Here is a 16,509-nt window from a genome sequence, read left to right as displayed (position 1 = left end):
GCTGTAAATTAACCTACCTTACAGACCAGGCGTTTAAAAGTAGAGATATGTTTCATTGTTTAACGAAGTATGAATGTTGGACCTCCGATAAAAAATAATTGACTGTGGGGCTATTCCAGACTGCAAGATAGCCGAGTCAGATCCATTTCTTATATACATTTGAAAGCTTACGAATAGAATAATTCATAGCGTCGGGTCGTTTATATGCCGTTATCATTGTTACTTGGTGGTATGCTCAAGGGTACAGGGAACCCAATAAGACAAGGTAATGATGGAATCGCAATCGACTACGGACAATCCTAATTTGAATCAAGCGTTTCAGCCCCAAGTGAAACGCAAGAGCTTAAGTATCTTGCTGGAGTTAGTGAAGTTTGTGCAGCCATACCGTGGCAGGGTATTGGCAGCGCTGGTGGCGCTGGTCTTTACCGCCTCGCTCACCTTGTCTGTAGGGCATGGGGTTCGTATCTTGATTGACGAGGGCTTTTCCCAGCAGTCGACCAGTGAGTTGGCCAATGCCATTCAGTTTATTCTAGTCGTGACTGTACTTATCTCCATTGGGACCTTTTTTCGCTTTTATCTGGTTTCCTCGGTTGGGGAGCGGGTCAGCGCCGATATTCGGCTAGCGGTGTTTAACCATGTGATCACCTTGCATCCGAGTTACTTCGAAACCAATGGTAGTGGCGAGATCATGTCACGCCTTACCACCGATACCACCTTGCTGCAGAGTATTATTGGCTCGTCGTTTTCGATGGCGATGCGCAGTGCATTGATGTGTGTTGGTGCGATTATCATGTTATTTGCCACCAACATAAAACTAACGCTGATTGTATTGGCTTCGGTGCCGTTTGTACTTGTCCCTATCCTTATCTACGGTCGCCGTGTCAGGGCTTTATCACGTAAAAGTCAGGATTCAATGGCCGATGTGGGCAGCTACGCAGGTGAAGCCATCGAGCACATAAAGACGGTGCAGAGTTATAGTCACGAACAGCAGGAAAGGGCGTCATTTGCCGATGAGGTTGAGAAAGCTTTTGATATCGGTCGGCAAAGGGTCAAGCAGCGGGCAATCTTGATTTCTGGTGTTATTGTTATTGTGTTCAGTGCGATAGCGGGGATGCTTTGGGTTGGCGGTAGCGATGTCATTAATGGGGTCATGAGCGCGGGCGATCTGGGCGCGTTTGTCTTCTATGCCATCATGGTGGCTTCTTCTCTGGCAACGATTTCCGAGGTGATGGGAGAGTTGCAACGAGCAGCAGGTGCGACAGAGAGGTTGGTAGAATTACTTCATGTCGATAGCCACATTGTAGCACCTAGTCAAAATATGGCTTCAACTCATTCACTTGCGGCTGAAGTGGTGTTTGATGATGTGACCTTCAGCTACCCATCCAGGCCGGATCAGGCTGCAATCAAGCATTTACAGCTCACAGCCGAAGAAGGCAAGGTATTAGCGTTAGTCGGGCCATCCGGCGCGGGCAAGACAACCCTATTCGAGTTGTTGCAGCGCTTCTACGATCCGCAACTTGGCAAGGTGACATTGGGCGGTGTCGATATCCGTCAGTTTGATCCGGGTGAATTACGCCAGCAAATGGCGCTGGTACCCCAGCAACCAGCCTTGTTCAGCCATGATGTGTTCCACAATATCCGTTATGGCAATCCAGAAGCGACCGATGAACAGGTGATTGAGGCGGCGAAGAAAGCCCATGCCCATGAGTTTATTCAAAACTTGCCGGATGGCTACAATAGCTTTCTTGGTGAGCGCGGGGTTAGGCTCTCTGGTGGTCAACGCCAGCGAATTGCCATTGCCAGGGCGATATTGAAAGATCCGAAGATCTTATTGCTGGACGAAGCAACCAGTGCACTGGATAGCGAAAGCGAATACCACGTACAACTGGCTCTTGAGGAATTGATGCGGGGAAGAACAACCCTGATTATTGCCCACCGCCTTTCAACGATTCAGCATGCTGACCAAATTGCCGTCTTCGATCAGGGGCGGCTGGTGGATATTGGTGATCATTCATCCTTGATGCAAAGTAGTGACTTGTACCAGCGTTTGGTCGAACTACAGTTCAAGCATATGAGAGCTTAGCTACCTCGTATTCCCATAAGGAATAATAAATTCAATTAAGCTCTATACCAAGTGCCGATCAAGTGTTTGATTTATTGATAGGTCTCTATATTATGGACGTATAGAAGTCTAAATGCGTTAGAAACACTTTTTCAAGGAAGAATAATGAGAACACATACCAAGCTGAAACGTTGGATAATTGCGGCTGTTGCATTAGTAGGCCTTACCGCTTGTGGCCAGGAGGAGTCGTCAGTCATAAAAATTGGTGCGACAGCTGGCCCTCATGCACAAGTGGTTGAAGCGGTGGCCGTGGAGGCAAAGAAGCAAGGCTTGGATATCGAAGTGGTAGAGTTTTCTGATTACATCACCCCAAATGCTGCCTTGGCTGACGGAAGTATCCAATTAAATAGCTACCAGCACCTGCCGTTCTTGCAGAATTTCAACAATGGCCATAACAGTGATTTGGTTTCGATTGGTGAGTCTATCCTGATGCGGATGGGTATTTACTCCAACAAATACAGCTCGTTGGCGGATTTACCCGACAATGCTCAGGTTGCCATTCCCAACGATCCAACCAATGGCGGACGTGGTTTATTACTACTGGAAGATGCTGGGCTAATTACCTTGAAACCGGATGTCGGCTTTAACGCGACGCTGCATGATATTGCTGAAAACCCGAAAAGTCTGAAGTTTATTGAGGTCGAGGCAGCCCAATTGCCAAGAAGCCTTGATGATGTTGATGCCGCAGCTATTACTATGAACTACGTTATGTCTGCAGGCCTAAACCCTAAAGAGCAAGGTTTGTTCCTCGAGGCCAAAGATGCTCCTCTAGCGGTAATGGTTATTGCTGCACGTGAGGAAGATAAAGCGAATAGCACTTATCAGAAAATCGTAGGCATTTTCCAATCCCAACCGGTGAAGGATTTCATGCAGGAAACCTTTAACGGGACGATTGAGCCGGCGAGTTAGCGATATTTCATTTTGCTGAGTTGCTTTTGAGCACAGGATAGAAACCGGAGCCTTTTGGGGCTCCGGTTTTTTATTTTTTAGAGCTTGTGCCCAATTATTAAGTGAAAAATATCGGTTATCTTGATTTTTATAGTAGTAGGTTTTAGCTGTTTTTTATGGTCTATACCATTGATAAATAGGTGCATTTCAGTTTTTGGTCTTTTCCATAAGTTGTACTTAATTCTAAATTAAGAATTAGTTTATTCCCTTTCATTTCAGGTTAATAAAGTCCACTTACCGTAATCGCAACTTTTGAAATACTCCCTTTTGTCATTGATGACACCTAACCAAAGGAACAAACACATGTTGAAGAAAGCTGCCGTTGGTATTCTTGCTGCTCTTGCATCTAGCGCGGTAATGGCGAAATCTGAAGTAACGGTTTATACCGCATTTGAATCTGACATGCTGCGTGATTACGAGCGTGCATTCAATGCTCAATACCCAGACACAAAAATTAACTGGGTACGTGATTCAACAGGTGTTGTAACGGCTAAGCTACTGGCAGAAAAAGACAACCCACAAGCAGATGTGGTTTGGGGACTTGCTGCAACCAGCCTGATGGTGCTGGATAACGAAAAAATGCTGGAACCTTATGCACCAGAAAACTTGGCTTCTCTTTCCCCTGCTTTCCGTGACACTAATGAAGTGCCGCACTGGATCGGCATGAACGCTTGGATTGCGGGCATCTGTTTCAACACCGTTGAAGCTGAGAAGCACGGCCTTGAAATGCCAAAAACATGGCAAGATCTGACGAAGCCAGAATACAAAGGTCACGTTGTGATGCCTAACCCGAACTCATCGGGTACGGGGTTCCTTGATGTATCAGCTTGGCTGCAAATGTTCGGTGAAGACAAAGGCTGGGCATATATGGATGAGTTGCACCAAAACATCGACCGTTACACACACTCTGGTTCTGCGCCTTGTCAGCTAGCTGCAACCGGTGAAACGACCATGGGTGTTTCTTTTGCCTTCCGCGGTGCGAACCTTAAGAGCCAAGGCGCACCTATCGAGCTTATCTTCCCTGAAGAAGGTCTAGGTTGGGATATGGAAGCCGCAGCGAAAATCAAAGGTGCGAAAAACGCAGAAGGTGCCAAGCAAATTCTTGATTTCGCAGCGACACTTGAAGCGAATGAGCTATACAACAAGGGCTATGCCGTAGTGGCTATTCCTGGTGTTGCCAAGCCAGTTAAGCACTTCCCTGACAATCCAGAAGCGCTGATGATTGAGAATGACTTTGCTTGGACAGCGGCAAACCGAGACAACATCCTTGCCGAGTGGGCAAAACGTTACGACGGTAAAACTGAAAAATAATCACCTTTGGTGATGGCTGGGGGGCTTAGGCCCTCTGGCTTTTCTCTTTTTTATTACTGCATTTGAATAGCCCGTAGGTTTTGTACCCATTGGCATTCCTTATTTTGTTTTAGGTTATTTCCCCATGTCTGCTCAGAGCTACTTAAGTATTGGTAATGTCGTTAAAAAGTTCGATCAATTTACTGCATTGAATGATATTTCCCTCACCATTGAACAAGGTGAGTTCGTCTGTTTCTTAGGCCCATCGGGCTGTGGCAAAACGACGTTGCTGCGAGCGATTGCAGGTCTCGAACTGCCAACGAGCGGTAAAATTGTTCAAGCGGATAAAGACATTACTTTCTTGCCTCCGGAGCAACGTGATTTCGGCATTGTTTTCCAATCCTATGCTTTATTCCCTAATCTCACTGTTGCTGACAACATCAGCTTTGCATTGAAAGAGCAGGGGCTCTCTAGGCAAGAGGTTCAAGCTCAACTGCATAAGTGGCTAAAAATAATTGATCTACCCGACTCTGGTAATAAATACCCTTCACAGCTATCAGGCGGCCAGCAACAGCGGGTCGCGTTGGCTCGAGCTTTGGTACTGCAACCTGGTCTGTTGCTACTCGATGAACCACTATCGGCACTCGATGCCAAGGTTCGTACCCATCTGCGAAGTGAAATCCGCCGAATTCAAACGGAGTTGGGTATTACCACCATCATGGTCACTCATGATCAGGAAGAAGCACTGTCGATGGCCGATCGCATCGTGGTGATGAATCATGGGGTGATTGAACAAGTAGGCACGCCGCAGGAGATTTATAATCACCCAGCTTCTGAGTTCGTTGCTCGGTTTGTAGGCTCGATGAACTTTATCCCACAACACCATCACATTTTGCAGTCAGTAACACTGCCTACGATTGGTCAAACGGCGGCATTACGTCCGGAAAATATTACCCTCTGTCACCAGCAAGAAAGCAACGCCAATATTATTGCCTGTGAGTTCTTAGGACCGATTGTCCGCACTACGTGTTATGTGGATGAAGAGCTGACCTTGCTGGTGGATCTCCCTAGCGACCACTATTCACAGCTAGGACTTCACATCGGAAGCCGGGTTCATGTGGGCTTTGAAAGCGATAAGATCCAATTATTTATGGCGGAGGCAGCATAATATGACCTCAACGGTAATGGCACCACCTCGAGTACAGAAGCCGTCTCGGCTTGGATTGAAAAGCTTTAGCCGTGATCAGTGGGTGATGGCGGTACTGCTCTGTTCTGTGATTGGCCTAATGACTGTCGGGCTGGTCCTTCCGCTGCTGAGTATGCTGCTGAAAAGCGTTTACAATACCAGTGGCGAGTTTGTTGGCCTTGCTAACTACATCCAATACCTCAATACGCCAGCCCTCAGCCAGTCATTGTCAAACACCCTGACAATGGGCGTAGTGGTAACCCTTGTTGTTGGTATCCTCGCCTTTGGTTATAGCTTTGCCTTGACCCGTACCTGTATGCCGGGCAAGACACTCTTCAAAGCACTGGGATATTTGCCGATCCTAACGCCGTCTTTGCTGCCGGGTATTGCGCTGATTTACTTGTTTGGTAACCAAGGCGTCGCCAAGGATCTGTTACTGGGGAGCAGCATTTATGGGCCGGTTGGTATCGTATTGGGCTTGGTGTTTTGGTGCTTTCCCCATGCAATGATCCTGATCTCGACCGGGTTGGCCAACTCTGATGCCCGCCTCTATGAAGCGGCGAAGGTGTTGCGCATTCCAGCCTGGAAAACATTTTTTGTTGTTACGCTTTCTAATGCCAAGTACGGCCTGATTTCGGCACTGATTGTTATTTTTACTTTGGTGGTCTGTGATTTTGGTGTCGCCAAAGTGATTGGTGGTCAGTACAACGTGCTGGCTACGGATATCTACAAGCAAGTTGTCGGTATGCAGAACTTCTCTATGGGGGCGGTAACCAGTGCGGTGTTGTTGATCCCAGCATTGGTCGCGTTTGCCATTGACCGTTGGGTACGTAACAAGCAGCAGCAAATGATTTCGACCAGCGCTGTGCCTTATCAGCCTGAACCAAATAAGCTGCGTGATGGCGCTGCTTTTGTTTGGTGTACATTGATTTCAATCTGTATCCTGACTGTGATTGGGATGGCGATTTACGGCTCTTTGGTAAACTTCTGGCCGTATAACAAAGCAATTACCCTTCGCCATTATGATTTTGAAAATTTGACGGTTTATGGTTGGATGCCGTTCTACAACTCGATCAAAATGGCGTTGCTAGCTGCAGGGATCGGTACTGTCCTGACGTTCGTTATTGCGTATGCGGTTGAAAAAGCTAGTGGCATGCAGCGACTTCGCAGTTTGATCCACCTTATTGCTATGTTGCCGATGGCGGTACCGGGTTTGGTTCTAGGCTTGGGTTATATCTTCTTCTTCAATGACGTTAACAACCCGCTGAATATGATCTACGGCACCATGACTATCTTGGTCGTCAATACCATTGTTCATCTCTATACCGTGGGTCACCTGACATCTTTAACCGCACTGAAGCAACTGCCAGCGGAAATTGAAGCAGTTGCCGCTTCTTTAAAAATAAGTCAGTTTAAAGCGTTCTGGAAAGTATCAGTACCAGTGTGTATACCAGCTATTCTCGATGTCTTTATTTATATGTTTGTGAATGCTATGACAACGACATCCGCAGTTGTGTTCTTGTATTCCACCCAAAATATTGTTGCTAGTGTTGCAGTTATGAATATGGCTGATACTGGGGCGATGGCTTCAGCTGCAGCGATGGCAATTATGATAATGGCATTAGCCGCACTGGCTAAAGTGTTCCACTTAATCGTCAGTCATTTCTTGATAAAGCACACCCAGCGATGGAAGACCCGCTAGGATAAAGCTAACGACTCCAAGAAGTATCAGAAGTAAACCGCCTCCTGCATAAAGGGGCGGTTTTGCTTTTATGGTAAAAAATGTTGCAAAAAGAGGTAACTTAAGGTTAATTCATCAATGTTTCATCTTGGTAGCATTGACCGTTTATATTTTTGCTATAGGTTGTCAGCGTCAATATAAATAGACAAGGATGCCTATGTTACCGCCTTTACGTGCTCTAGTGGTTTTTGAAGCCGTAGCGAGACTGAGATCGGTCAGTTTGGCGGCAAAAGAGCTTAACGTGACGCAAGCAGCCGTCAGCCAGCAAATTAAACAGCTGGAATCTTTTTTTGACCTTCCGTTGCTGGAAAGGGGACGTGCTGGAATGACACTGACCCATACCGGTCAACAATACTTGCCGGTGGTATCCCACGCGCTCTCTCAATTAAAAAATAAAACCCGTTCGATATTAGGCGAAGAAAAAGCCGAGGTACTGAAGATACGGGTAAATAATAGCTTGGCACAGGAGTGGCTATTGCCTCGCTTGTCATCATTTTATCGCCAATTTCCGTTCATCAGGGTCGATATCGAGACGGTAGACTGGCCATCCCGAAATCCTTGTGATTCAGTTGATGTCGAGATCACCAATGGTCGCGATGAGAGCGCCAATATCCAGTCAGAGCGGCTATTTAATGAACATTGGTATTTGGTCTGTAGCCCAGATTATTTCCATCAGCATAAACAAAAGCTGGAATGCTCTGATTTACATGGTCTATCTGCTATTCAGGTTAAAGGGTATGAGAGTGACTGGTATTCCTGGCTTGATTATCATAGCCTTTCTTCATCACCTCCCACTGTTATCCTTGAGGTCAATAATTCACTGCAGGCAATGAAGGCCGCTAAACATGATGTCGGATTATTGATGGTGCGTTCATTGCTTGCTGAGGGGATGCTGGAAAAAGGGGAGCTTGTTAGGGCTGTTCCCGGCTCTATGCCCGAGGAACGAGGGCATTACTTGATCACTCAAAGTAAGCGCTCGCCAAAGGTGCAGTTATTTTGTGACTGGCTGTATACCCAAATATCCCTCACCACAGGGTGAAGGGGAATGTCATGTACCAATGAGCTTTTGCCATTAAGTTCGGCTAAATATCAGATAAGATTTTCTTAATTTCCTATCAACGGCTGGTCATGTTAAGCGTTTAAAGTCGCTGAAAATTATTCAGCACTCTATGACTATGATCCCATTTTTACAGCGCTTCTCTTTAAAGTATCTTATTTTATTCCCAGCGATTGTTGCCAGCGCCTGTTTTTTTGTCTTGGTTATTATCAGCCAATTCTCGTTTAATCAATTAGATCACCATGCCGAGACCATCAAGGATACAACGCAAAGCTCTCAATTAACTGATCTGCTCAGCGGGCATCTCAATAGCTTACAGATACATTACCAATTAGCAGCGTCCGATGCCTCTCAACTTGAATCTGCTCAGCAAAGGTTTGAGCAAATAGCCGCTGAGATGAATCAACCGTTATCTGAATTGGCTGCCTCTGGGGGGATTTCTGAACCCGTTTTGCTTGAGTTTGAGCAGATCATGTCGACTATTCCATTGCATTACTCTCAGGCCTTCGAATGGCATCAGGCTTTTAGTGGTGCTTACCTCGCACTACCAGGTCTTATCGAGGCTATCCGGGATGCTGATGTCACCATTTCATTTGCGTTTACGCCTGCTTCGTTTGCACCTCTTTGGGTGAATGCTCAGCGAACACTGTATGCCGAAGCCGGAACTGCCTTGGTGCATAGAGAGCGTTATTTTTCCGCCATGCAACCTGAAAACGCAAAGGAAATTGAAGCGAGTTTAGCAAAAATGAGAGAGGCGATAGCCACATTGCCCAATAACCCAGCAGAGGGGATAGTGGAAGAAGATATTGAGGTTTGGCAACAGCAACTGCCAGTGATGCGCTATGCTGCAGAGCGCTACCAAACGACAATGTACAATGTGTCAGATAGCTTAGAGCAGTTGACCCGCTTCGCCAATGAGCTAAAAGTCGCAGCGATATCAACCTCTACAGACGCGACGGAAGCAAGTCGTGTGCAGGTTGAACAAATCCGCTCATTGATGCTGATGGTCGTTTTGCTGAGTTTAGTGGTTTCGGTCGCTAGTGCCTTGGTAATCTCAAGGGCGCTTGTCAAACCATTAGAGTTATTGGGGAGCGTTATCTCGGCGCTTTCGAAAGGCGATCTGACCCGCCGCAGTAGACTTCAGTTTAGTAATGAATTAGGCCGGTTGTGCAGTCATACCGATAATACGATTGAGTCATTATCTAGTATGGTCAAAGCCTTGGTTGGGATAGGGCAGAACGTTTCGAATAAAGCACAAGTGCTAGCGAAAAATACCTCGGAGTGCGAGTCGACAGCAACAAATGTACTGCAAGAAGTGGCCAGTATTTCCGCTTCCATGACACAGTTATCTGCAAGTGCGGTTGAAGTAGACGGCCATGCGAGAAATGCCGAACAATTGGCAGGGATAGCCCAGAATCTTGGCAACGAAAATAGCGTGCATGTTAATGATAGTGAACAGCTTAGCCAGAATATGGAAATACAATTAGCCGAATGCTCGGCATCGGTAATTGAGTTGTCAGATACTAGTACAAAGATAGCAGAAATCATTCATTTAATTGATGGTATTTCTAGCCAGACCAATCTATTAGCACTGAATGCCGCTATCGAAGCAGCACGTGCTGGCGAACATGGTAGAGGGTTTGCTGTAGTGGCTGATGAAGTACGCGGATTGGCAGGCAAGACCCAAGGCTTGACCCAAGAAATCCATGAAATGATCACTGAGTTACAGATCCGAGCACAATCGGTCAAAGAGGTTGTTGAGACCAGCGTCGAGTTGGTTGGCGATAATCGGCATTTAGCACAGACAAGCCACGCCAAAATGAGAGAGTTGGATGGTGTCATCGCCCAGGTGGTAACGATGAGCACAGAGATTGCTACTGCTGCCAATGAGCAAAGCCAAGCCCTAAACGAGGCCAATGAACATGTGGTTTACGTGAACACGGCCATGAGTGATATATCAGATAGGTTAAATGCAACGCACTCAGCCAGCCAAGCTTTGAGTGAGCTTTCTATTGAACAAAAAAGACAGCTTGCCGTATTCGTTCTATAGGGCGACTTAGGCGATAGCTTTTTGCAGAGCTATCGCCAATACGTTTATGCGACATTGGAATACAAAACCCATTTCGTATGTTATGTAAACGATTGGTTTTCATTAGAGTGATGTTAATCAATATTTTGTTATATCGCTTTTATGAATGCTCGCGATTGCTTTTATCTCTCATTCTCATGCTGTAAAGTCCGCTGCGGGTGTGGTGATAGTGTTATTACTAAATAAGCATTAAGGTTGCTGTTAGTAATAATAGAAAAGCTGATGGATTACAAAAAATTAAATACGTTTAATCAACTCTGCGGGCAAGAGCTCTTTGATATTGTTGGCCTGAGTTTGTATGAAGCCTTTGCTGTCGATAAAGTTATCATTGGCTCTGTTCATGATGACAATGAAGGCGTACATATTCTTTCTAGTTGTTTTCAAGGGGAGAGAGGGGAGAAGAGCTACTTCCCTTTAGTCAATGTCCCTGAGAATCAAGTCGTTGAACTCTGTCAGCGGGTGATTATCCCGAACGCACTTGAACAGGCTTACCCGCTATATACTAACCAGCATGTTGAGTCGGCTGAGACGTATGTTGGAATCCCTCTTTATGCGAGAAACCAACAACTTGTTGGTGTCCTTTCCTGTATTTTTAAACGCCGCTTTGATTCAATTGATGCCCTATGCGAGTTTTGCGAGACATTCACTGGTTATCTTGGGCATGAAGTTGGCTACGAAAACTTATTGATACGCCAATCACAACTGCAATGGCAGTTGGAAGAAGGGCAAAGGGTCGCAAAAGTAGGCAGTTGGATTTGGAACCTCCAAGAAGAGTATTTCGAATGGAGCAAAGAAGTCTATCGCATTTACGATATCAAGGATGAATCGGTACTACCCACCTTATCTTTGCTATCAGCGTTGATTCACCCAGAAGATCGTGAATGGGTGCTCGACACGCTTAATCGCTCAATTGAAAGTGATGCCGTTAATTACAACTTGGTTCACCGAGTTCAGCTTTGGGATGGCACCATTAAGTACCTGCGCAAGCGTGCCGAGGTACTGCGTGATAGCCAAGGCAAGGCGCTAGAAATGCGTGGTACTGTTCACGATGTGACGGATGTGTATCAAATCTCGGCCAAATTAAATAAAGCCTCACGCCAACTGACAACGACATTCAATTCCGTTGATGAAGGGATTTGGGAATTTGATCTTGAGCGTCGAGAACTGGCGACATCGGCTAAGTTTTGGCATCTGCTTGGCCGTGAAAAACCTAAAGAAGGGGATGATCTCGAGGCGTGGTTATCGTGCATTGTTGAAGAAGACAGGGATGAAGGGGTTGATTATTTTGATCGCTTCATTCAGCAACAGCATGCTTCCGTTTTTCAGTTTGAGTTCCGGTTAAAACCCTGTAGCCGGGTTGCGGTTGATGGCAATGAGTGCTGGCTGACGGTTAAAGGCAGTATTGTCGCTCGGGATGAGAATGGAAAGCCAACTAAAGTTGCAGGTATCCAGCGAGATATTACCCATACCGTAGAGGCCAAGCGTCAATTGGACCGAGCTCAGGTGGTGTTTGATAACACCTCGGAATGCATTTTGATCACCGATAAACACAACAAAATTATATCGGTTAACCGTGCATTTGAAGAGACGACGGGCTACCGGGAAAAAGAGTTACTTGGTTTATCTCCGAGTATCTTGTCATCAGGGATCCATGACGCAAAGTACTACCATTCTCTGTGGCATAACTTGAACCGATATGGGCACTGGAAAGGCGAGGTCTGGAACCGGCGTAAGAATGGTGAAATCTACCCTGAAGAAATATCGATCAATGTGATCCGCGACGATAATGAAGAGATCATCAACTACGTAGCAGTATTTCGGGACATTAGCCATTGGAAAAAAGCCGAAGAGCAACTGACTTTCTTCGCTTATAAGGATCCGCTTACCGGCCTGGTGAATCGCCGTAGTTTTGTTCAGCGGGTGAAAAAGCATATCTCTTCAATTGATGACAAGCGCGCTCAAACGTTCTCGTTATTGTTCATTGATATGGACGACTTCAAGTCCCTTAACGATCTTTATGGCCATGACTTTGGTGATAAGGTTTTGGTCCATATTGCCAGCTGCCTAAAGCGTGTTTTTCCTGTTGCAGATGATATCTGTCGTTACGGCGGTGATGAATTTTGTGTGCTATTACCTGAAACCACATCTGGAGCGGCAAGGGTATGGGGGCAACAAGTTGTAGATAGTGTTGCTGAAGCTTTTGTATTGGATGATATTGAGGTGAATACCACTGTTAGTATTGGTATTTCGACTTACCCGGAGAGCGGTGAAACCCATACTGAGTTGCTAAAGAACGCTGACTACGCCATGTACAACATGAAAGGGCAGGGGCGAAATGGGATTTGTCAGTACGATAGTGCTCTTCAGTCAGACTACATAGAAAAACTAAAAATGCGTGATCGCTTGAAAAAGGCGATCTCCGATGAGTTACTAACCGTATATTACCAACCTGTTGTGGATGCAAAAACGGGGCAAATCAGCCGGTTTGAAGCCTTGATTCGGTGGATTGATGAAATCGAGGGAAGTATCTCGCCTACAGAGTTTATTCCTGTGGCAGAGCGCTACGGTTTGATCAGGCCGTTGGGAGACTTTGTACTCCATCAAGTGTGCCGTGATCTGAAACAACTCCATCAATCTGGTTTTGCGGATGTGACTATCAGCCTAAATCGGTCGGTGAAAGAGTTTATCAGTAGCAATGGGCTCCCCCCAATCTGGGACACGATTGAATCTTATGGTTTGCCTTTGAACGCAATCGTTGTCGAGATCACTGAGTCGACAGCATCGAGTGAGAGTAGTGATATCCAATCGCTGTTATCGTCGTTTAAACAGAAGGGGATAGAGATTGCTCTGGATGATTTTGGTACCGGTTTTTCTTCATTGAGTTCGATTGTTGAACTTAGACCCAATATCATCAAAATCGATCGTAGCTTTATAGAAGGGATAGACAAGCAGGAAAATCGAACCTTGGTGTCTTTGATTATTGATTTGAGCCATAAACTGGGGATTCAGGTGGTGGCAGAAGGGGTTGAGACTCGCAAGCAGCTGAATATTTTGCGGGAGATGAACTGCCATTTTGTTCAGGGCTTCTTCTACAGTCCTGCTGTTCCATTTTCTAACTGTATTTCAATCCTTGAAGGGCAGTTGTTGGGTCAAGCGCTGGCTAAACAGGTGGGTAAGTAAACTTGACTTGGATTTGTTGGGTTTAACTGAGTAAGATGACGGTCTTGTTGTTCGTGGAGTAGGCCCATGCAGGCAGTTTGTTTTGATTTTGATGGTACTTTGGTCGATTCTGAAATTTTTCATGCTCAGAATTGGAGCCAATATCTGTCGGGCTTGAATATCGATATCTCAGCACATGATTTTTTAGCGGATTTCGCAGGTGTTCCATGGGAGAAAGTCGCTAACCATTTCTCTTCAATGGCTCCGATTCCCCATAGTACCTCGACCGTGGTATCTGATATGGAGCGATTGACCTATCAAGCTATTGTGGAAAGAGGGATCCCTGCTAAACAGGGGGCGTTTGATTTGATTAAATCTCTTCATGGTTCTCTACCATTAGCCGTGGTGACGGGCTCTCCTAGGGTTTATGTTGAGGGAATCTTGTCGCATCTTGGTTGGCTGGATTATTTTGATCATGTGTTTTGCGGTGAAGATGTCGCAAATAACAAGCCCGCACCGGAAATCTATCAGCTTGCTTGCCGAACCCTGGGTGTCCCTGAATACCAAGCAGTGGCGATTGAAGATAGCCAGACTGGCGCTCAATCAGCATTTACTGCCGGCCTGAGGTTAGTCGTGGTCAATGATTTACATCCGTTTGGTGCTGAAATGACCCCTTATCGCTATGACAACTTGGCAGAGGCGCAAGCTCAGCAGGCTAAATGGCTTGTCGCATAACACCCGTTTTTTCGCCTATGATATAGGCAAAGAACCAAGATTCTGTAAACCGGCCATATTGTAGGCCCTGTTAAAGGCATTGTAATGCAAGACGAAGATATCATGACTGGCGATATGCTGGTTGAAACGGTTAAGAACCAACTTGAAGAAGGCAATCCTATCAAGGTAAAAGAAACCTTGATGCGTTTGATGATGACAGGTACGGCCCGTGAAGAGGCTATCGAAATGATGGCCTGTGCCCTGTCTGTTGAAGTATTTGACGTAGCCAAGAATGGCGGCAGCTTTGATTTGAAACGATACAGTGAAAATTTGGATGCCCTGCCTGATATGCCTTGGGATTTCGAAGACTAACTTTTGGGTTAGCTCACAAAAAAGCCGCTTATAGCGGCTTTTTTGTTGCCTATATGTTTTGGTTTTGTTTCTCGCGCTTGGGTGGGATCTATTTTGAGAAAAATCTGTACTGGATACCAAAATAGAGAAAAATGTCGTATCGGGCCGTTCAGGTGTCACTTTTTTTAAAATAAGCACTTGAAAACAACAAAAAACACGAGACTTTTCTCGTGCTAGTCTAGCGTATAAAACTGCTTTCATGGCTGCTTAGTGGTTTAAATCACTGGATGATCAAAAAATATCAGATAACTGGTCTGGTTTGTTCGTATATGTTGGGTTTTTCTTGTGTGACCAAGCTCAAAAACAGTTCGTTGTGCTGGTTTGGAATAAAATACTAGTTTGATTTGTTGTCTTTAAGTTAAAAAACGGTCACACATTCCAAGGTTTTTTCTTTATTGTGTATATATCTTTTAACGAGGCAGCAAGGAAACAAAAGATGATTATTGGTGTACCTAAGGAAATTAAAGTTCACGAATACCGTGTGGGTATGGTACCGGCTTCAGTTAGCGAGGCGGTTGCCCATGGACACAAGGTATACGTTGAAACCAATGCTGGTGCTGGTATCGGCTTTAGCGATCAGGACTACATTGATGCAGGTGCCCAGATTCTGCCAACTGCTGAGGCGGTATTTGCAGAGTCAGAGATGATTGTAAAGGTTAAGGAGCCACAAGCCGTAGAACGTGCCATGCTTCGTGAAGGCCAAATCCTATTTACTTACCTTCACCTTGCGCCAGACCCAGAGCAGACTCACGACCTAGTTAACAGCAAGGCTGTATGTATTGCTTACGAAACTGTTACAGATGATAAAGGCCGCCTACCACTATTGGCTCCTATGTCAGAAGTTGCTGGCCGTATGTCAATCCAAGCCGGTGCACAGGCACTTGAGAAGTCACACGGTGGCCGCGGTATGTTGCTAGCAGGCGTACCGGGCGTAGAGCCAGCGAAAGTGGTTATCATCGGTGGTGGTGTTGTAGGTGCTAACGCTGCACAAATGGCTGTCGGTCTACGTGCTGATGTTGTTGTTCTAGACCGCAATATCGACGTGCTGCGCCAGCTTGATGCTCAGTTTGGTGGTTCTGTACAGTGTGTGTACTCGACTAAAGATGCGATTGAAAAACACGTACTGGAAGCTGACCTTGTTGTTGGTGGTGTATTGGTTGCTGGTGCTGCTGCGCCTAAGCTAGTCACTGCTGAAATGATCAAGAAGATGAAGCCAGGTGCTGCGATTGTTGACGTAGCAATCGATCAGGGCGGCTGTGTTGAAACTTCACACGCAACCACTCACAGCGATCCTACCTACATTGTTGATGACGTTGTTCATTACTGTGTAGCAAACATGCCTGGTGCGGTTGCACGTACATCAACGTTCGCGTTGAACAATGTTACTCTGCCTTACATCCTTAAACTAGCAGACAAAGGCTACAAAGCAGCACTGCAAGAAGACAAGCACCTGCTGAACGGTTTGAATGTATACCGTGGCCAGATCACTTGCGAAGAAGTGTCTGAAGCACTAGACCTTCCATACCTAGCTCCAGAAAAAGCGCTAGCGTAATCTAAACACGCGAACATTAAATCCCTGCTCTGGCAGGGATTTTTTTTGCCTATAGTATGCCTGAGAGGCGTGAGGCGTGAGGCGTGAGGCGTGAGGCGTGAGGCGTGAGGCGTGAGGCGTTGGCCTATATATTCAACAGTAAGATGTATGTAAGGTATTTATTTGGTTGAATAGCTTACATTTACCATTGGTAATTAGAGTGATAATAATCAAAATAAGTTTAATTTACTCTATAGATAC

General features: G+C 45.8%; 11 protein-coding genes. All 11 read left to right on the top strand.

Annotated elements, in window-relative coordinates; all coding sequences use genetic code 11:
• Positions 1-271: 271 nt before the first annotated feature.
• A complete protein-coding gene (locus BIZ37_RS10975) occupies positions 272-2,083 on the top strand; it encodes an ABC transporter ATP-binding protein/permease (RefSeq protein ID WP_370577336.1) in 1,812 nt (603 codons plus the stop codon).
• Positions 2,084-2,227: 144 nt separating this feature from the next.
• Positions 2,228-3,031, top strand: a complete 804-nt coding sequence (locus BIZ37_RS10970; RefSeq protein WP_187461537.1) for a MetQ/NlpA family ABC transporter substrate-binding protein — start codon at positions 2,228-2,230, stop codon at positions 3,029-3,031.
• Between the two features lie 342 nt (positions 3,032-3,373).
• Positions 3,374-4,381: a putative 2-aminoethylphosphonate ABC transporter substrate-binding protein gene (locus BIZ37_RS10965; RefSeq protein WP_187461536.1), complete on the top strand. Its 1,008-nt coding sequence runs from the start codon at positions 3,374-3,376 to the stop codon at positions 4,379-4,381.
• Positions 4,382-4,505: 124 nt separating this feature from the next.
• The gene (locus BIZ37_RS10960; RefSeq protein WP_187461535.1) at positions 4,506-5,528 is read left to right on the top strand and encodes a putative 2-aminoethylphosphonate ABC transporter ATP-binding protein; all 1,023 of its coding nucleotides are present in this window, start codon (positions 4,506-4,508) and stop codon (positions 5,526-5,528) included.
• A 1-nt stretch (position 5,529) separates the two neighbouring features.
• Positions 5,530-7,248: a putative 2-aminoethylphosphonate ABC transporter permease subunit gene (locus tag BIZ37_RS10955; RefSeq protein ID WP_370577335.1), complete on the top strand. Its 1,719-nt coding sequence runs from the start codon at positions 5,530-5,532 to the stop codon at positions 7,246-7,248.
• 196 nt (positions 7,249-7,444) lie between these two features.
• On the top strand, positions 7,445-8,326 hold the full coding sequence (locus BIZ37_RS10950; RefSeq protein WP_187461534.1) for a LysR substrate-binding domain-containing protein: 882 nt from the start codon (positions 7,445-7,447) through the stop codon (positions 8,324-8,326).
• A gap of 136 nt (positions 8,327-8,462) precedes the next feature.
• Complete coding sequence (locus BIZ37_RS10945) at positions 8,463-10,394, top strand: methyl-accepting chemotaxis protein (protein ID WP_187461533.1); 1,932 nt, start codon at positions 8,463-8,465, stop codon at positions 10,392-10,394.
• A gap of 261 nt (positions 10,395-10,655) precedes the next feature.
• On the top strand, positions 10,656-13,613 hold the full coding sequence (locus BIZ37_RS10940) for an EAL domain-containing protein (RefSeq protein WP_187461532.1): 2,958 nt from the start codon (positions 10,656-10,658) through the stop codon (positions 13,611-13,613).
• 66 nt (positions 13,614-13,679) lie between these two features.
• Entirely contained in the window at positions 13,680-14,327 is a 648-nt protein-coding gene (locus tag BIZ37_RS10935) for an HAD family phosphatase (RefSeq protein ID WP_187461531.1), read from the top strand.
• Between the two features lie 84 nt (positions 14,328-14,411).
• Positions 14,412-14,678 (top strand): hypothetical protein, encoded by a 267-nt coding sequence (locus tag BIZ37_RS10930; protein WP_107300437.1) that lies wholly within the window; start codon positions 14,412-14,414, stop codon positions 14,676-14,678.
• Between the two features lie 475 nt (positions 14,679-15,153).
• Positions 15,154-16,269 (top strand): alanine dehydrogenase, encoded by a 1,116-nt coding sequence (gene ald, locus BIZ37_RS10925; RefSeq protein ID WP_107300438.1) that lies wholly within the window; start codon positions 15,154-15,156, stop codon positions 16,267-16,269.
• Positions 16,270-16,509 lie beyond the last annotated feature (240 nt).

Source organism: Photobacterium sp. BZF1 (genome assembly GCF_014349205.1).
GTDB lineage: Bacteria > Pseudomonadota > Gammaproteobacteria > Enterobacterales > Vibrionaceae > Photobacterium.
The sequence above is the reverse complement of the archived record's forward strand: the minus strand, read 5'-3'. Positions and strand labels throughout refer to the sequence as shown.